Origin of the sequence: Streptomyces sp. NPDC051172 (assembly GCF_040682555.1) — a bacterium.
Classification (GTDB): domain Bacteria; phylum Actinomycetota; class Actinomycetes; order Streptomycetales; family Streptomycetaceae; genus Streptomyces.
The window spans coordinates 1-16381 of the sequence record NZ_JBFBBE010000165.1; the positions used below are offsets into that span (position 1 = coordinate 1).

At 68.1% G+C, this 16381-nt stretch carries 18 protein-coding genes and 2 pseudogenes; 5 read left to right on the top strand and 15 right to left on the bottom strand.

Translation table 11 applies throughout. From position 1 onward, the window contains the following. Positions 1-49 precede the first annotated feature (49 nt). On the bottom strand, positions 50-673 hold the full coding sequence (locus AB0N07_RS45805; protein WP_365846030.1) for an SDR family oxidoreductase: 624 nt from the start codon (positions 671-673) through the stop codon (positions 50-52). Positions 674-980: 307 nt separating this feature from the next. Here AB0N07_RS45805 and AB0N07_RS45810 point away from each other — a divergent pair. From AB0N07_RS45810 to AB0N07_RS45820, 3 genes and pseudogenes are all read left to right on the top strand, one after another. Next, positions 981-1223, top strand: a pseudogene (locus AB0N07_RS45810) (SpoIIE family protein phosphatase); the annotation flags it as partial. Between the two features lie 85 nt (positions 1224-1308). Next, the gene (locus tag AB0N07_RS45815) at positions 1309-1662 is read left to right on the top strand and encodes a SpoIIE family protein phosphatase (protein WP_365846032.1); all 354 of its coding nucleotides are present in this window, start codon (positions 1309-1311) and stop codon (positions 1660-1662) included. A gap of 193 nt (positions 1663-1855) precedes the next feature. After that, the gene (locus AB0N07_RS45820) at positions 1856-2236 is read left to right on the top strand and encodes a hypothetical protein (protein WP_365846034.1); all 381 of its coding nucleotides are present in this window, start codon (positions 1856-1858) and stop codon (positions 2234-2236) included. Positions 2237-2932: 696 nt separating this feature from the next. On the opposite strand, the gene AB0N07_RS45825 is transcribed toward AB0N07_RS45820, so the two are convergent. The 4 genes from AB0N07_RS45825 to AB0N07_RS45840 form a co-directional block, all read right to left on the bottom strand. Continuing rightward, on the bottom strand, positions 2933-4738 hold the full coding sequence (locus tag AB0N07_RS45825; protein ID WP_365846036.1) for an alkaline phosphatase family protein: 1806 nt from the start codon (positions 4736-4738) through the stop codon (positions 2933-2935). 899 nt (positions 4739-5637) lie between these two features. After that, positions 5638-6303, bottom strand: coding sequence for a nitroreductase (locus AB0N07_RS45830; protein ID WP_365846056.1), 666 nt, complete (start codon positions 6301-6303; stop codon positions 5638-5640). Positions 6304-6545: 242 nt separating this feature from the next. After that, the gene (locus tag AB0N07_RS45835; protein WP_365846038.1) at positions 6546-7274 is read right to left on the bottom strand and encodes an SDR family oxidoreductase; all 729 of its coding nucleotides are present in this window, start codon (positions 7272-7274) and stop codon (positions 6546-6548) included. Positions 7275-7372: 98 nt separating this feature from the next. After that, positions 7373-8041 carry a nitroreductase gene (locus AB0N07_RS45840; protein WP_365846040.1) on the bottom strand — a complete coding sequence of 223 codons (669 nt, stop codon included), beginning with the start codon at positions 8039-8041 and terminating at the stop codon, positions 7373-7375. Between the two features lie 145 nt (positions 8042-8186). On the opposite strand from AB0N07_RS45840, the gene AB0N07_RS45845 reads away from it, so the two are divergent. Further along, positions 8187-8837: an NAD(P)H-dependent oxidoreductase gene (locus AB0N07_RS45845; RefSeq protein WP_365846042.1), complete on the top strand. Its 651-nt coding sequence runs from the start codon at positions 8187-8189 to the stop codon at positions 8835-8837. A gap of 365 nt (positions 8838-9202) precedes the next feature. On the opposite strand, the gene AB0N07_RS45850 is transcribed toward AB0N07_RS45845, so the two are convergent. The 10 genes and pseudogenes from AB0N07_RS45850 to tnpA all read right to left on the bottom strand — a co-directional run bounded on the left by AB0N07_RS45850 (position 9203) and on the right by tnpA (position 16199). Beyond that, positions 9203-9688 carry a MarR family winged helix-turn-helix transcriptional regulator gene (locus tag AB0N07_RS45850; protein ID WP_365846044.1) on the bottom strand — a complete coding sequence of 162 codons (486 nt, stop codon included), beginning with the start codon at positions 9686-9688 and terminating at the stop codon, positions 9203-9205. A 107-nt stretch (positions 9689-9795) separates the two neighbouring features. Next, positions 9796-10296, bottom strand: a complete 501-nt coding sequence (locus AB0N07_RS45855; protein WP_365846058.1) for an NUDIX domain-containing protein — start codon at positions 10294-10296, stop codon at positions 9796-9798. Positions 10297-10331: 35 nt separating this feature from the next. Next, the gene (locus AB0N07_RS45860; protein ID WP_365846064.1) at positions 10332-10526 is read right to left on the bottom strand and encodes a hypothetical protein; all 195 of its coding nucleotides are present in this window, start codon (positions 10524-10526) and stop codon (positions 10332-10334) included. After that, a pseudogene (locus AB0N07_RS45865) lies at positions 10507-10779 on the bottom strand (mobilization protein); the annotation flags it as partial. The gene AB0N07_RS45860 and the pseudogene AB0N07_RS45865, both read right to left, overlap by 20 nt. Then, positions 10776-11243 carry a MobC family plasmid mobilization relaxosome protein gene (locus AB0N07_RS45870; protein ID WP_365846046.1) on the bottom strand — a complete coding sequence of 156 codons (468 nt, stop codon included), beginning with the start codon at positions 11241-11243 and terminating at the stop codon, positions 10776-10778. The gene AB0N07_RS45870 and the pseudogene AB0N07_RS45865, both read right to left, overlap by 4 nt. Positions 11244-11297: 54 nt before the next feature. Then, positions 11298-12458: a glycoside hydrolase family 3 C-terminal domain-containing protein gene (locus tag AB0N07_RS45875; RefSeq protein WP_365846060.1), complete on the bottom strand. Its 1161-nt coding sequence runs from the start codon at positions 12456-12458 to the stop codon at positions 11298-11300. Positions 12459-12591: 133 nt separating this feature from the next. Then, a complete protein-coding gene (locus tag AB0N07_RS45880; RefSeq protein ID WP_365846048.1) occupies positions 12592-13674 on the bottom strand; it encodes a glycoside hydrolase family 3 N-terminal domain-containing protein in 1083 nt (360 codons plus the stop codon). Between the two features lie 153 nt (positions 13675-13827). Next, positions 13828-14232, bottom strand: a complete 405-nt coding sequence (locus tag AB0N07_RS45885) for a hypothetical protein (RefSeq protein WP_365846050.1) — start codon at positions 14230-14232, stop codon at positions 13828-13830. 474 nt (positions 14233-14706) lie between these two features. Continuing rightward, on the bottom strand, positions 14707-15321 hold the full coding sequence (locus tag AB0N07_RS45890; RefSeq protein ID WP_365846052.1) for a class I SAM-dependent methyltransferase: 615 nt from the start codon (positions 15319-15321) through the stop codon (positions 14707-14709). Between the two features lie 449 nt (positions 15322-15770). Next, positions 15771-16199 carry an IS200/IS605 family transposase gene (tnpA, locus tag AB0N07_RS45895; protein ID WP_365846054.1) on the bottom strand — a complete coding sequence of 143 codons (429 nt, stop codon included), beginning with the start codon at positions 16197-16199 and terminating at the stop codon, positions 15771-15773. A gap of 51 nt (positions 16200-16250) precedes the next feature. On the opposite strand from tnpA, the gene AB0N07_RS45900 reads away from it, so the two are divergent. Beyond that, positions 16251-16381: helix-turn-helix domain-containing protein (locus AB0N07_RS45900; protein ID WP_365846062.1), on the top strand; the 131-nt coding region annotated here is incomplete at its 3' end.

Consider the following 16381-nt stretch of genomic DNA (forward strand, 5'->3'; position numbering starts at 1 on the left):
GCTGGAAGCGTAGGAACTCCCATCATCGCAGGTCAGCAGGCACCTCTTCCTATTCCTCTGTCCACAGGCCGACTATCACGCGGTGGATCGAGGCTGAGGCGCCGAGTTCGGTGGCCGGCGTGATCTGCGGCAGCACGGTGGCGAAGCGGATGCCGAGGGCGGCGCGACGGGATTCGTCCGCGGCGTACGCGGCGAGGAATCGGACCATCGCTTTCGCGCCCGCGTATCCGCCGCTCAGTGGTGAGCCGCGCAGTGCGGCGCCGCTGGACATCGCCACCACCAGACTGTCGGGCGCCAGCGGGTGTCGCAGCGCCGCGCGGATCCAGTGGAAAGCATGTTGGGTGTCGACCTGCCAGTTGCGGCTGAACGATTCCCACGATTGTTCGTGCACGGGGCCGGCGGCGGGCGTCGCACCCGCGTTGAGCACGAGCAGTGTGGGCTGGTGTTGCTCGATCAGGGTGCGGGCGGTCTCCGCGTCGGTCGCGTCGGCGACCACCGGGACGAACATGGCACCCAGTTCCCGGCGCAGGTCCGCGAGCGCCTCGGCGGTGCGTGCGACGCCGACGACCCGGTGCCCCCTGTCGATCAGCGCGGCGGCGATCGCCGCTCCGAAACCGCGGCTGGCTCCGGTGACCACCGCCGTGGTCACCGGCTGCTGCGATGAGCTCATCATCAACTACCTCCTACCTCATACAGAGGCGATCGCAGCGCGAAACTCATCGGCGCCCATCCGGCCGCATGACCGATGAGTTTGTGCCGACACTGCCTTCACTGCTGCGCGCGGCCTTCGCTTGACTTGACGTCCGAGTGCGGGAACAGCTGGTCAACGCGCTCCGCGAGCCCGTTTGCTCGTGCTGCTGTGGCCACCACGCCATCGGATCGGGCCGCTGCGGGCGGCGTGGCTGTACCTGGCAGCCGAGGACGAGACCCGCATAGGCGGCGACCTGTTCGCGATCGCCCGCTCCGACCGCGGCACCCGCGTGATCATCGGCGACGTCCGAGGCAAGGGACTGGCCGCCATCGGTGAGGCATCCATGGTGCTGGGCGTGTTCCGCGAAGGCGCGCACCGCTACGACACGCTGCCCGAACTTGCCGCGGGCCTTGAGGTGAGCGCCTGCAGACATCTGAAGGACGTCGCAGACACCGAGCACGATGCGGGTGAGCACTTCATCACCGCTCTACTGCTCGACATCCCCGACGACGGCACGCAGGTCGAGATGATCAACTTGGGCCACCCGCCGCCCCTGCTGCTGCACGACGGCCAGGTCACCGTCCTGCATGCGCGACGTCCCGTACCCCCCTGGGCATGTGCGAACTGCCTGTACCCAGCCACCGCGCTGCCCCTTCACGTTCGAGGACGGCGACACGCTGGTGCTCTGCACCGACGGCGTCATCGAACCCCGCTCGCCCGAAGGAGCTGTCCACCACCTCACCGAGCGGGCCACCTCCGCGCCCACGTCTGGACCCGAGGCCCTGATAAGCCAGATCCACCACGACCTGCTGAACCACATCGGCCACGAACCCGGAGACGACGCCGCGCTCCTGGCCATCGAACGCTGCGGCGCCCACCACCTCCACCGACCGCACACCACGGCCCGCCCCCTCGACGGCCGCCGTCGAGGGGACTCCGGCTCAAAGCCGGTTGCGGAGGACCGTTCCTGAGCCTTCGACCCATGCTGTCGTGATCGTCTTGCCATCGCCCAGCAGGGCGACAAAGCCGGCAGTGGGAAGAAAACGAACAACCTCAGAACGGAGAAGGAGCCCGCAGGCCGGCCAAAGAAGATCAAAGGGGGAGGGAGTCATGACGACGTAAAGGTCCGAGACGTCGGCGACTCCGGCAAACGCGACTCCGACCGTGGCCAGGCAGCCCGACGGTTACGGCAAGCGCATCGGGGAGGTCGCGGAAATAACCGCTCTCCTCTGTGCCGACAAGCTTTTCGTAGCGAAAGGCGTCGTCCTGGATCTTGGCGGCGTTCTGCCGGAACCTCTCCGCCCCGCCCGGCTTGGCATCGACGTCACGTTCATCAACAACGACACTCAGGTCATCGGTGCGGTCACCTATGACGGTGACTTCAAGCCGTACATGGCGGACATCTTCGCCAACGCCGCGCCATGGTTCGATGAGATGTTCGAAGGTGTCGCGGAGGGCTATCCCGGGGCGATCCGCACATCGTCGACTGGCTGGCGACGAAGATCGTGGAGGCCGACATGTGGTAGGCCTCCAATCCGACCATGACGGTCCAGGACACCACCAAGGCACAGAAGGTCACACAGGCGTTCAACACGTTGCTGGATGCGGCGGCCGACTACTGTAACGGCATGGCTCCCGTCGGCCGAGGCCCCCCTCGGCGGGCCGTCCATGGGGAAGGTCCCGTCCCCAGGAGTCGTTTTCCGTTCCAGGTGCCGTGACCGTGGCACCTGGAACATCGTCCAGGCCGCCCGGCAACGGCACGCGATCGCAGGACCTGGCCCTTCAGCGGAGGTCGCACCGTCATGTCCGACCACCTCTCCGGCTTCCGCGCCGAGACCGATCCAGCCATTGATCTCGCCGATCTTTACGTCTTTCCCAGCCCCTCCCGAACGGGTCGGCTCGTCCTCGTCATGGACAGCGGACGGCTCGGTCCGGCTGTGGGACGTCGCCTCCCGGCGCCCGGTCGGATCCGCCTTCTCCGAGCCCGGGGGGCGACGTCATTGCGCTGGCCTTCGGCAAGGACGACCGGACCCTGTACGTCTCCGCCTACCACATGCCTCTGCTGACCTACGGCGTCGACGCATCGCGGATGGCCACCGATGTGTGCTGACGTGTCGGATCCGGTCTGTCACGCGCCGAGTGGCAGAGGTACATCCGCGACGTGCCGTACGTCGCCTCCTGTTGAACAGGACGGTCAGCAGAGGGGAGGGCGTTCCCCCGTCATGGTCCCGTCATGGCCGGTCAGCCGACGGTCAGGGAGAAGGGGCCGCCGAGCACCGAGTAGCCGTCATTGGCGAGGTAGTACACGTCGTACGTACCCGCGCCGCCCAGTTTGCCGGTCGCAAAGGTCAGGGCGCCGCTGGCGTTCGGGGCGTAGGACCAGGTGAGCGAAGCCTGCTTGCCGGGGGTGACGCCCGTCGGGTAGATCCCGATCCAGTTCTTGGCGCTCACCTGGGAAGCCGACGGCACCGAGTAGCGGAAGGTGACGTTGCCGCCGCTCGCGACCGCGTTCAGGTCGCCGGTGAGCGTGGGGATGGTCGCGGTGGACGGCGCGAACGCGGCGTTGAGTGGCGTGGCGTAGGTGTCGTCGGCGGTGAGCGCAGGCAGGCCGAGGGCCTCCTCGACGGTGCGACCTATGCCGTAGTGGTCGTAGTGGAGCGGACTGCTGGTGCCGGCCGGGACGGTGCCCTGGGAGCCGACAACGGTGGTGACGACGTGGTTGTAGGCCTCGCCCTGGCTCTCGTCCCACGTCAGAAGCAGGAGCGAGCGCTGCTGGGTCCAGGCCGCAGAGGCGAGGACCGGTGCGAGGGTCTGCTTCAGCCAGCCGTCCTGGGTCTTGAGGCTGGTGGCATTGCCGTTGCCGGAGGCCTCTCCGTCGTAGTAGTCGTCGGCGGCGATCCAGGAGAAGTCCGGGGTGGTGGCCGCGGACTCCAGGTCGGTGGTCAGCTGGGTGGTGTCGAACAGGTGGGCCGCGCAGCGGGAGGCGTTGCCGCTGATGTCGGTGTAGTTGATGAAGGGAGCGTCGTCGGGCTCGTAGTAACTGTCGTGGTCGTTCTTGGTGTTGCAGGGGGTGCCCATGCCCTGCTCGTAGGCCTTCCAGGTCTTGCCGGCCGCCTCCAGGGTGTCGCCGAGGTTGCGCTGGGGCGAGTTGATGTTGGGGAAGTACGTGGCGCCCTTGGCGTAGGTGTCGCCGCCGGCGATGGCGAGGTAGTTCTCGTCGCTCGGGTGGTAGACGCCGTGGAAGTCGGTGAGCGTGGCGCCCTGGCTCATGAGGCTGTGCGTGTACGGAGTGTCCGTCGGGTCGTTCATGACCTCGGAGTAGTCGGTGTTCTCCATCATGACCATGAACACGTGGTCGTAGCCGGGCACCTTGGAGACCGGCGGGGCGAGCGGGGCCGGCGCGGCGACCGGGGTGTCCAGGGTGAGGGCGAGGTTGTCGAGGTAGCCGGTCTCACTGCTCGTCGACAGGAACTGCACCTCGACCTGGATGGAACGGGTACCGGCCGGCACAGCGCCGGTGGTGCTGCGCGCGAGGAACTTGGTGGCGAGGCCCCGGTCGCTCGCGGAGACAGTGGGCAGCTTGGCGACGGGGCCGATCGGGTGGCCGCTGCCGTCGTGGAAGTGCAGGCTCACTGCGGCATAGCCGCTGTAGGTCGTCCAGCCGCCGAGCCAGCCGGAGAGGTCGTAGTGCACGCCCCCGCCGTCGAGGGCCGACGCGGCCGAGGAGACGTCGACGGTCTGCGTCATCGCGCCGTCGCCGAAGTTTCCGGGCCCGAAGAAGGCCTTGCCCGGAGTCTTGCCGTCGCTGGGATACCCGAAGGTGGCGACGGAGTGACACACGACGTTCGGACCACCGGCCTCGGTGGTCCAGCCGGGGACCGTAGTGGCCGCCGCCCAGTCGCCGGTGCAGTAACCGCCGCTCTCAGCACCGCCGTTGACGATCAGGTTGCCGCTGCTTCCGGCCGCCCGGGCGGGGGAGGGAACAACGACGATCAGTGCCCCGAGGAGGGCGAGAAGCCCGCCCAGGGATCTCCAGCGCAGTCGCATACTTGGTACCTCGTCCCCTTGGTGAGGATGCCGTGCAGGACCCGCCCGCACGGCCTGAATGTGCGCAACGAACGGGACATGACTACTGGTTGTCGCTGTCGAGCGGAAGAACCCCGCCCGAACTTGACCAGACAAGTTCGCGGCGGACGAGACCTGTTTCGCCGCGCGGGCCACAACGGGCTCTTTTGGTCGCCGTGGCAGGTACGCGCGACCGACCGGACCGTCGACCGCAGGACGACGGTCAGGCGGGACGGGTGACCCCTCGTCCATCGCACCGGCCTCTGGTGGAGTGTGGCTGTGCACGGGAGAACGGGCTCTGGTCCACTTGGTGGGCTCTGTCGCTGATTTGGGGGTGAGTGACGACCAAGAGCGGGTGGGCATCACCTTGTTGTGGGGGATGCGCTGCACCTCGCTGACCCCCTTCTTGAGGCAGCCGGAGTCGAGGGTGAAGTGGTTGTTCTTGGGGACGCTGAGGCCCGTCTTGCCGTGCGGTCCACGGTCGGGTCGGCCGCATGCAAACGAGTCGGTGCCCGAGCCGGCCGAAGTCGGCCCGGGCGTTGCACCGCAGGTCAGAAGGGGTTTTCGTGCCTCGCGTCCGTGGGCCCTGCGGGACTCCAACCCACAACCAATGGATTAAAGGTCCCGGTCAGGGTGTGCCTGGTGGGTCCGGACGGTTCTTCGACGTCCGGACCCACCAGGTCAGAGCACATTCGCTGTGAGGTTCGATCCACCTCATGACGACTCGTGCTCCACCATCCGCTCTCGTATCGCTCACGCAAAAGGGCCTGCTGATCTGTTGGACGCTCAGGGGTATGAGCTCGCGCTCAAGTCAGGAGGCCGGCGTCGTCGCCGATCAGGATGGCGGCCCGGCCAACCGTGATCATCACGCAGCCACGAATCTACCCTTCGACGAACGTGACGGTCTCGTCGAGCTGCGCCCGGCCTGTACGGGCGTAGCCCACCGTAACGTCCTCGAAGCCGATCGACATGCCACAGAAGAGGATGAGCTCGTCCGGGGGTGACAGGATCTCCGCGACGGTCTTGCGATACACCGACCAGGACATCTGCGGGCAGCTGTGCAGCCCCTCGGCGCGCAGCAAGAGCATGACGGTCTGCAGATACATGCCGACGTCGGACCATTGAGGTCGGCCCATGTCTCGGTCGATGTAGCAGAACAGGGCGGCGGGCGCACCGAAACAGTCCCAGTTCGCGGCTGCGGCCCTCTGGCGCGCCTCCCAGTCCTCACGCTCAATACCAAGTGCGCTGTAGCGCTCATGGCCGAAGGCGGATCGGCGCTCATGGTAGGGAGACTTCAGTGCGGGCGGGTACATCTCGTACTCCCGCTCGTCCCAGGGGTCGGCTGCGGCCACGCGCTCGCCGGCGCGTCTCTTGAGCTCGGTCAGCGGCCCACCGGTCACCACGTAGGCGCGCCACGGCTGGAGGTTCGATCCGGACGGCGCCCAGGCTGCGGCGGACAGTACCCGATCCAGCACCTGCCTCGGGACGGGCCGGTCGGTGAACCCGCGCACCGCCCGTCGGCTCGTGACCGCCTCATAGACATCCAAGATCATCTATCTCGCTCATCTGCACATCCAGCGCCCTGCGCCAGCATTCGACCGCCGCAATGTCCTCGGGTCGGTCCTACCCCGAGAGCCGTTTCCCGTCTGTCCCGGCGGGGCCGAATGGGTGCATGCGCGTCCCCCGCCCTCCGCCTGACGGGGATCGGGGGACCGCAGCGGGATTCCCGTCCGACTCACGCCGCCATACCCGGCGGGCGCAACGAAAGGGTGCGGAGGAGAAGCGGATGTCAGGAGAGCCAGTCGGTGTAGCGGGTGGCAGCGAGGTGGGCGTTCTTGTCGGTGAGGACGTCGCCCTTGATGACGGCGAACATGCCGGCGGTGGGGTCGGTGACGACGGTACGGTTGTCGCCCTTGTGGGTCAGGGTGATCCGGCCCAGTTCGTCCAGGGTGAGGATCTCGGGGCCGGCGATGTTGCGGATGCCGTTCAGCGGGGCGCCGGCGGCGACCTCCGCGACCGCGGCGGCGACGTCCTTGGAGGCGATGGGCTGGATGGGCGTGGCGGGAAGCCGGACGGTGTCGGCGTCGGCGGTCCAGGACATGGCGGCGTCCATGAACTCCATGAACTGCGTGGCTCGGACGATCGAGTAGGGGATCGGCCCGACCGCGAGGATCTTCTCCTGGAGCGCCTTGGCCCGGTAGTAGTCCAGCTCCGGTACTTGTTCCACGCCGACGATCGAGAGGATGACGAAGTGGCCGACGCCGCCCTTGTGGGCCGCGGCCAAGAGGTTGTCCATCGAGGTCTGGAAGAAGGCCAGGGAGGCGTTGTCGAAGGTCGGGGAGTTCGTCAGGTTGACGACGACGTCGGCTCCCGCCATCGCCTCGTCCAAGCCCTGACCGCTGATGATGTCGACTCCGGTGGACTTCGAGTGCGGTACCGCCTCGTGTCCGGCGGCGTTCAGGTTCTTGACGACCTGCGACCCGATCAGTCCGGTACCGCCGATGACTGCGATCTTCATGACATGCCTTTCATCTGGATTACGTGCGAAATATTGCATATGAACCGTTATATGGGTGTGGCATGAAACGGCCGCTGACCGACCAAGGACGGGCGGCGTCAGAGACCGTCGACGAACGTGACCGTCTCGCCGAGCGGCGCCCGGCCTGTACGGGCGTCACCCGCTGCGACGTCTTCGAACCCGATCGACATGCCGCAGAAGAGGATGAGTCCGCCCGGGGGTGACAGGACCTCCGCGACGGTCTTGTGGTACTTCGCCCAGGCCATCTGCGGGCAGCTGTGCAGTCCTTCGGCGCGGAGCAACAGCATGACGGTCTGCAGATACATGCCGGCGTCGGCCCACTGGGGCGAACCCATGTCCTTGTCGATGTAGCAGAACAGGGCGGCGGGTGCGCCGAAGCAGTCCCAGTTCGCCGCGGCGGCCCGCTGGCGCGCCTGCAGGTCCTCACGCGCGATGCCGAGCGCGCCGTAGCGCTGCTCCCCGAAGGCGGATCGGCGCTCGCGGTACGGAGACTTCAGTTCGGGCGGATACATCTCGTACTCCGGCGCGTCCCAGGGGTCGCCCGAGGCCAGGCGCTCGCCGGCACGCTTCTTGAGTTCGGCCAGCGGCGCACCGGCCAGCACGTAGGTACGCCACGGCTGGATGTTCGATCCGGACGGCGCCCAGGCCGCGGCGGACAGCACCCGCTCCAGCGTCTCCCTGGGCACGGGTCGGCCGGTGAACGCGCGCACCGCCCGTCGACTCGTCACCGCCTCATAGACGTCCATGACCGGCCGCCTCCATCTGCTCGACGGGTCCATCTTCGTTACACTCAAGATGGTATCACTCAATACCGTATCGAGTGCAACTATCTCGATGCGTGAATCCCCGGCCCTTGGTCCCGCCTCGGGCACTGCACCTTGGAGAAAGTCCATGAAAACGCTGCTGCACATCGACTCGTCCGTGTTCCCGGGCGAGGCGTCCTCGTCCCGTTCGGTCACGGCCGCTTTCCGCAAGACCTGGGAGGAGCAGCACCCGGAAGGCACGGTGATCTACCGCGACCTCGCCGCCGACCCCGTCCCTCACATCACCGCCGCCGCATGGTCCGCCGGTTACGCCGCCCCGTCCGAGCGCACCCCGGAGCAGTCCGCCGCGTTCGCCGCACGCGTGAAGCTCATCGAGGAGCTGGAGCAGGCGGACGCCGTCCTGATCGGCGCCCCCATGTACAACTTCTCGATTCCCTCGACCCTCAAGGCGTGGCTGGACAGCGTGCTCCTCCTCGGCCGCACCGCGGGCCAGACGCCCTCCGCCCAGGGCACCCCGGTCATCGTCGTCGCCAGCCGCGGCGGCTCCTACGCTCCGGGCACCCCGCGCGAGGGCTACGAGTTCGTACAGAACTACCTGGAGGCCATCCTCAAGAACACCCTCGGCCTGGAGCTCGACTTCATCGTCCCGGAACTCACCATGGCCCCCCGCAACCCGGCCATGTCAGACCTGGTCCCCCTCTACGAGGCGTCCCGCAAGCGCGCCTTCGAGGACGCGACCACCAAGGCCAAGACACTCGCGGAGCGCCTCGCCGCGTAACCCCAGACTGTGGACGCCGTGTGACACTCTGCCCACGAGGTCGCATGGCGTCTTCTCCCACGGTGCCCGTGGCGCCCGGTACCTGAGGGCAGGTAACCCGGCCCTGAGGACGGCCGGGGTTCAGCCTGTCGGCAGCGCATCGAAACGACGATGATGCTCGGCGAAGGTGAAGAGCACACCGCCGGCCACGTATGCGGGCGGCGCCGGCGCGGACGACTCGGCGTCCCTTCGGCGACGAAGCCCCGACCGACCGCCGCCGGGGGCAGGCTCGCGACGACGGCTCCAGCCCTCAAGGCTGGGTTCGCCGCGGAAGCCGCATGAGACCTAGCGTGCCGACGCGGCCGGCAACCGGTGCGCCCGCGCGCTTACGCCTCGCGGTCTGCCGGATGAGCAAGCCGGGTCAGCAGTTCCGTCAGCTTCTCGGGCTCGCCGGGCCCCAGTTCGGCAACCAGACGCTCAGCCAGCGGCTCCGCCGCCACATGGACCGCGTCGAAGAGCTCCAGCCCCTGAGGGGTGATCTCCACGGCCCGCACCCGCCGGTCCCCCGGAACGGCCTTGCGTACGGCCAGACCCTTCCGCTCCAGGTCGTCCACGACCCGCATGATTCCCGCCTTGTCCGACCCCGTCGCCGCCACCAGATCCCGCTGCACCGTGGGACCGTGATTGACCAGCTCGATCAGCACCGCGAAATGCCGCAACTCGATGCCAAGCGGCCGAAGCGCCTCCCCCATCACCGCGGCCGCGCGCCAGTGCGCTCGGCGCAACAGCAGGCCGAGAGCGAAAGGCGACGTATCCCCGGGGCGGTCGGTCGCATGCGAGGCGGTGGTGCGATGAGGGACGTCAGCGGACATGGAGCCAGACTACTTCATTCGATACGGTATCAAGTGATACCAAATGCCTTTGTCCGCTGCGGCCCCGTTGGTGTCGGAGTGCGATATCCACATTCCGAAAGCTATGGCTATGGCCAGCCGTCCAGCGAAACGGCGGGGCCGCCAGCAAGGTACCGGTGGAGAGCGCCGGCGGTGGTGTCCACGAACTCCTCTGGGATGGCGTCGGCATCGACCCAGCAGACCTGAGCATGCTTGCGTGGTTCACGGTTCGCGGGTTCGCCGGTCCACTCATGAGCGGCGAAAACCACAGTGAGGAAGCCGTTGGGGGCTTCGACGCCCCAGGCGCCGTGGATGATGTGGGCGACCTTCAGGGACTCGGGCTTGACCGTCAGACCGGTCTCTTCGTACTGCTCACGTACGGCGGTCTCGGTGATGGGCTCGCCGGGCTCGCTTTTGCCGACGGGCAGGTCCCACATGCCCTGGGCGAACTTGGCGTTCTGGCTGCGCTGGAGGAGGACGACGCGGTTGGTGGCCTTGTCGTGGACGATGACGGCGGCGACCAGCAGGGTCATGGATTCGAAGGTGGGCTTGAGGGCTTTGGGCTGGTCGTCGGTTGTCCGCTGAGCCACGGTTGTGTCCCTTCGCCGGCCGGTTGGTGGGCAGCTTAGGCCAGTGCTTCGCCTGCGCGACGGGCGAGTTCGGCGGCTCCGGGCACTCTGCGACGCTGGTAGACGGCGAGGGTGGAACGGAGTGAGGTGATCGCTTTGCCGGTGCGGTCCGAGGTCATGCCCTCCATGAGGGACAGGGCCTGGGACCAGGCGGCGGCGGCTTCGTCGGCAGCGGTCCTCGGGGGCGGCACGCACGGGGCAGTGCCGGACGTGATCGGTGACCTTCTTGCCGAACTCCCTGTTCCGAAGCTGAACGGGTTCGTCGAGGCCGCGGGCGAGTTCGGTGAGGGTGGCGTTCTCCACGCGGCCGGGGTCGGGCATGCCGAGCATGGCGAACCCCGCCATGATGTGCGGATCGAGGTGTTCGTCGTGGCGGTCGGGGCCGTAGAGGTAGGCAAGCAGACCGCGGGTGTTGGACCCGGCCCGATTGATGGCGGCGATCACGCGGACGCCTCCGTCTCCGGGTCGACGGGCTGGCGCAGGGCCTCGGCGATCAGCTCCAGCAGCTGCTGGAGTTCGGTCAGGCGCTGACGGATGTCGGGTGGGGTGCGGTCGCTGTTGAGGGCGCGGGCGATCTGGTTGACGTTGACGCCGATCCGGTTGAGCTGACGCAGGACCTGGGCGCGGAAGAGGTGGGTGCGGCGGCGGTCCTCGGACAGGGGCAGGTTGGCGGTGAACCGGCCGGTGATGAAGGCGAGGACGATATCGGCGGCGAAGCCGGAGTCGCCCTTGAAGCCATGCTGGGCGGCGGTGTCGTGAAGCAGGGCGAGCTGGTCGAGGGTGAAGCGCAGGGGGGCGACGCGCTCGTCGCGCTTGGTGCCGTTGAAGCGGCGGATGGTGGGCTGCACGCTCTGCACAACGGGCTCGCCGGTGGAGCGCACAGTCCACGCCGTGAGGGTCTCTGCCACACCATCCGCTCACGTATCGCCAATGCACGGCGGGCCGCTGAGCAGCGGACAGCGTCATGTGACTCGGAGTTTCGCCCGTTGGCGGATGTCCGTCGAGGAGTGCCCGACCTTGATCTCGAACGTGCCCGGCTCGACGACCGTCCGCATTTGGCCGTCCACCAGGGTGAGGTCTCGTCTCGGCATGATGTCGAAGGTGATGGTGGCCCGCTTCCCGGGCTCCACATGGACCTTCCGCACACCGCGCAGCCGGATGTACGGCAGCGACACCGAAGCCTGGTTGTCCGTCACGTACAGCTGCACCACCTCCGTGCCGGCCCGCTGTCCCGTGTTGGTGATGTCCACGCCCACCCGGGTCGTGGCGTCGGCCCCGATGGTGTCGTCGGTCAGCCGGATCCGGTCGTAGCGGAACGTGGTGTAGCCGAGGCCCGCGCCGAACGGGTAGAGCGGTGTGGAGGGCATGTCGATGTAGTCGTCGGCGTCGGCTCGGGCCGGCTTCTGGTCGTACGACAGAGGGAGCTGGCCGACGTCACGGGGGAAGGTGACGGGCAGCCTGCCGGTCGGCTCGATGTCGCCGAACAGCGCCTCGGCGACCGCCCGGCCCCCGGCCTCGCCGGGCAGCCAGGCGATCAGAAGGGCGGGCAGGTGCGCGGCCGCCCAGCGCAGCGACAGTGCCCTGCCGGTGACGACCACGGCGATGGTCGGCGTGCCCGTCGCGTGCACCTCTTTCAGGAGCCGCTCCTGTACGCCGGTCAGGTCCAGCGAAGCGGTGTCCTTCAGCTCGCTGTCGGTGCGGTCGGGGGAGAAGTAGCCGCCCTTGGTCTGCTCGCCGACCACGACTACCGCCACGTCCGCCTGCCGCGCCGCCGCTCGGGCCGCCGCGAGGCCGGAGGCGTCGGCTCCCGTCACCTCGCAGCCGCGTGCGTGCACGATCCGTACGTCGTCGCCCACCAGTTCCTGGATCGCCTCGCGGATGGAGGGGGTGGGATGCAGGGCGGGGTAGGCGTTGTACTCGCCCAGGAGGTTCAGCCGGTCGTCGGCGTTCGGGCCGATCAGGGCAAGCGTGCGCACGCGGTCACGCGACAGCGGCAGAAGTTCCCGCCCCTCGCCTCCCTTTCCGGGGTCGTTCTTGAGCAGGACGAGCGACTCCCGGGCCGCACTGGAGCGCCAGTTCGCGGTGCGCCGCGCAGTTGACGACCCGCTCGGCCCGGCCCGGATCGACGTAGGGGTTCTCGAAGAGGCCGAGCCGCTCCTTCAGGGTCAGCACGCGGCGTACGGCGCGGTCGAGCAGCGTTTCCTCGATGCCGCCCTCCCGTACGGCGGCGGCCAGTTGGTCGAGATAGATCTCGTCTCACGACAGGCTGACGTCGACCCCGGCCCGCAGCGCGAGCCCGGCCGCCTCACGCGCGGTGCCCGCCACGTGCTCGCGTACGAGACTGCGTACGTCGTTGCCGATGACGACCCCGCGGAAGTCCAGCTCGTCGCGGAGCAGTGCGGTGAGGTATCTGCGCGAGCCGTGCACCACGATCCCGTCGATCGTCTGCTCGCTCGCCTCGGTCATCAGCGCGCCCGCCGGACCGAATCCCGCCCGCCATGGCTCCAAGTGGGTCTGACGGAAGGCACGTTCGCCGATCTCGATGGAACTGGTCTCCAGACCACGGGTGTTGGGCGCCCCCATCGGGAAGGCGCACAGAGAGGTGACGACCGACTCGGGGGAGGCCAGGTCGTGGTCCTGCATCGCCGGGACCAGCGCCTCGATCATGCGCGCGGTGAGGTACGGGTCCTCGCTGAACGACCAGGTGCCACGGCCGTAGCGGGGGTCGCGGTTCAGCTCGGCCATGATGGTGCTCAGCGCGTGGATACCGACCGCCCGTGCCTCGCGGGCCACCGCGCCGTACACGCGGCCGATCAGTTGGGGATCGAAGGTGGCGCCCAGCGCGAGCCCCTCGGGAAAGATGGTCGAGCCGGGTCCGACCGAGCCGTGGGTACCCTCGCTGATCTGCAGGAGGGGGATGCCGAGCCGGTTGGCGCGGGCGAGTCGCTGCAAGTCGTTGTGCTGCGTCGCCTGTTGACGTGGGCTCAGCGGATGAGGCACCGGGACGGAGCCGGAGAGGGACTGGTTGACCAGGCCGAAGAATCCCCCGCCCGGTCCCAGCGTCATCCGGTCCGCCTTCTTTCCGACCACCGTCTCACCGCGTACGTACGCCTCCCGGTGCTCCCGCGTGCCTGTCGGATCCGTTGAGTCGCCAAGGAGTTCCTGGGGCAGACAGATCGGGATGTTCAGCTGCGCGATCTTGTCCGCGACGGACATCCTGGCCAGCAGCACATCGACTCGCCGTTCACGGGGGGCCTTCACCATCGGTGTCACGAGACCCGTACAGGCGGCCACCGCCATGCCGGCGAATGCCCGACGGGAGATCTTCGCTTTGTCCATGACGGCAGCCTCGCAGCGTCGAACCGAGCCGGTCAGCGGCCGAAATGCTGAACCATGGCGACTTTGGTCGCTGCTTGTGCCGGCGGCTGAGGACTGAGGGGACCTTCGTCACGATCACGAGTTTCAGCTCCGCCGTAACGAGGAGCGTGTGACTCACCTGCTCAGCCACGCCTTGATGCGTGCGGCCCAGGCGCGGTCGTCGGTCGTCTCCATGAACTCCTTGCGGTCGATCAAGAGGTAGACCTCCCCGGCCGGTACGGTGCCCAGAATCAACGGTTTGCCCGCGTTCAGCAGACCTCCGGTGAAGCGGCCGTACAGCTCGGTGTACCTGACCTCCACCGAGGTGATGTCCGCTCGGCGCAGCACCAGATCCCCGGCCTCGCCCCACTCGCGGAGTACCAGCCGGTCCTCGTGCAGGGCGACCTTGCCACGGCGCAGGAACAGTGCCTTTTGGCTGACTACGCCGGCCATCTTGTCCACGGAGGTCTTGCGGCGCAGCTCGTCGGCGGTGGCGCCCACGTAGTCACCCTGACCCTGGAGTGTCTCGTCTTCACTCATGAAGCCAACGTGCCACCGGCTGCGGCGCCCACGCGTCGCCCCTTCGTCTGCAGCCCCGAGACTTTGGTTGCCGGGCACCGGTCCGCACACCGCCGAAAGCCGACGCCGCTGCCGGCGCAGGGCACGCGCACCGTCTTCCCCCGAGGTCCAGCTGATGCGCCTGCGCTGCGGAGGGACCACCAGCAAGTGGAGCTTCGTCCCCTACTGCGACAGAAACAACCGCTACGAAGACCTGCCCAACGACCTCCGAAGGACTTTTGAACTTGATCACTTGGCTCAGGCGGGTCAACGCCAGGGAAAGGAGAGCGGGTTGCTTCCCTGCGGGTGTCCCGTCCGGCGCGCCTGGCGTGCCACGTCCCGGAGGGTGCGCACCCCGCGCTTGTCCCGGTTCGGCGGGGTCTGGTGTGGTGCTGGGGCGGGCAGCGACGGCCGGCAGGGTGATCGATGCGTGGCAGGTGCGGCGGGTTCGCTCTTTCACCCTTCGGTGCGCCGGACGGCGACCACCGTGCTCAGGTCCTTCGCCAGTGGCAGGTCCACGGTGCGCAGGGCGGGATGCTGGAGCCAGAACAGGCGGGCGGTGTCGGTGCGGCCGGCGTGGGAGGGCGGCCACGTCCGTGAGGGGGTGAAGTCGTCGACGACCAGCATGCCGCCGGGTTCCAGGAGCCGTTCGGGGTCTGCGGCGTCTGCTGCGCTCTCTGTTTTGGCTTGGCCGCCGCCGTCGAGGACGAGCAGGTCGTAGGGGCCGTGGGCGTAGATTTCTGTCCAGTCCGCGCACACCACCCGTACCTGCGCCACGTCGGCGAAGACATCGGCCGCTACCTTGGCCCGTGCCGGGTCCCGTTCCACGCTGAGCAGTTCGACGTCCGGTGCGGCCCCGCTGGCCAGCCAGGCCAGGCCCACCCCGCAGCCGGTGCCGGTTTCGGCGATGGCGGTGCGGGCTCCACCGGCCAGCAGCTGGAGCAGCCTGCCCTGCTCGGGGCGGCAGGAGTGGCCGAAACCGTGCCGGCGGGCTGCGCGGATGGCGCGTTCGACGAGCGGGGGCAGCGGGCCGGTGCGGGGGCTGTAGGCGGCGGTGCCGTGCATCGACATGGCTGCCAGTATGGGCTCACCGAAGCCCGTCCGGGGCTGGAACCGTCTGACAGGCGCGGCCTCTTGTCGGCGCCGGTGTCGGCCGGCGGGCAGCAGCTGCCTTCTTTGCAGGTTGGAGGCGCGTCAGCGTCCTCGATGCCGGGCAGTTCCTCACCGGCAGGGGAGATTCGCTGCCCGCTGCGGGAGTTCTGCCCGGTGTTCTTCGCCGCCTTCGCCGACAAGCGTGAAGGCCTCTGCTCGCGCGAGGCTCGCACCGTCTTGGCCGCGGCTTGCGCCCCGGCTGCTGCCGTCCGGCTGACGCATTGCCGGTTTCGGCGTCTGTTCAGGCAGGCCGCACGACGGCGGGGATTCGAGGCCGAGGCCACTGGGCTCCATCCCTGATCTTGCGTGGGTGTCCCCGGCTTCAGTCGGGGACACCCACGCATCTCAGGACTGCTGTGACCCGCAGGTTACAGCGGGCGTTTTTGCTGTTCGATGTAGTGACGGATCACGGTGAGGGGTGCGCCGCCGCAGGAGCCGGCGAAGTAGGAGCGGGACCAGAAGACGGAGCCCATCCCGATGCGGTTGATACGGCCGGTGTACTCGGCCCGCAGGTATCGGGAGCTGACGCCCTTGAGGGAGTTGATCAGCTTGGACAGGGCAACCGTCGGCGGGTAGTGCACCAGTAGATGCACGTGATCGGCTTCGCCGTTGAACTCCCGCAGCTCCACCTCGAAACTGCCGCAGACGTCACGCATGATCTCTTCGCAACGCTTCAGCATGGCGTCGTCGAAGACGTCGCGCCGGTACTTCGTGACGAACACCAAGTGGGCGTGAAGGGTATGAGCGACGTGACGGCCGCTGCGAATATCCGGGTTTGGTTCCCAGCGTGGTGACATACGCCAAGCGAAGTAGGATCTTCGAAGCTGACCGGGGAGGGGGTGGGCCGGGTGATCCGTGCGTACAAGTTCCTGATGCGGCCCACGGTGGGTCAGCAAGCCGCGCTCGGCGCGATGCTGCGTGATCACTGCTCGCTCTACAACGGAGCGTTGCAGGAACGCCGCGACGCCTGGCGGCACGC

Excerpts from the sequence above, each read along its gene's own strand:
- AB0N07_RS45805 (WP_365846030.1), bottom strand. The coding sequence starts at position 673 with ATGATGAGCTCATCGCAGCAGCCGGTGACCACGGCGGTGGTCACCGGA.
- AB0N07_RS45825 (WP_365846036.1), bottom strand. The coding sequence starts at position 4,738 with ATGCGACTGCGCTGGAGATCCCTGGGCGGGCTTCTCGCCCTCCTCGGG.
- AB0N07_RS45835 (WP_365846038.1), bottom strand. The coding sequence starts at position 7,274 with ATGAAGATCGCAGTCATCGGCGGTACCGGACTGATCGGGTCGCAGGTC.
- AB0N07_RS45840 (WP_365846040.1), bottom strand. The coding sequence starts at position 8,041 with ATGGACGTCTATGAGGCGGTGACGAGTCGACGGGCGGTGCGCGCGTTC.
- AB0N07_RS45845 (WP_365846042.1), top strand. The coding sequence starts at position 8,187 with ATGAAAACGCTGCTGCACATCGACTCGTCCGTGTTCCCGGGCGAGGCG.
- AB0N07_RS45850 (WP_365846044.1), bottom strand. The coding sequence starts at position 9,688 with ATGTCCGCTGACGTCCCTCATCGCACCACCGCCTCGCATGCGACCGAC.
- AB0N07_RS45880 (WP_365846048.1), bottom strand. The coding sequence starts at position 13,674 with ATGGACAAAGCGAAGATCTCCCGTCGGGCATTCGCCGGCATGGCGGTG.
- AB0N07_RS45885 (WP_365846050.1), bottom strand. The coding sequence starts at position 14,232 with ATGAGTGAAGACGAGACACTCCAGGGTCAGGGTGACTACGTGGGCGCC.
- AB0N07_RS45890 (WP_365846052.1), bottom strand. The coding sequence starts at position 15,321 with ATGTCGATGCACGGCACCGCCGCCTACAGCCCCCGCACCGGCCCGCTG.
- tnpA (WP_365846054.1), bottom strand. The coding sequence starts at position 16,199 with ATGTCACCACGCTGGGAACCAAACCCGGATATTCGCAGCGGCCGTCAC.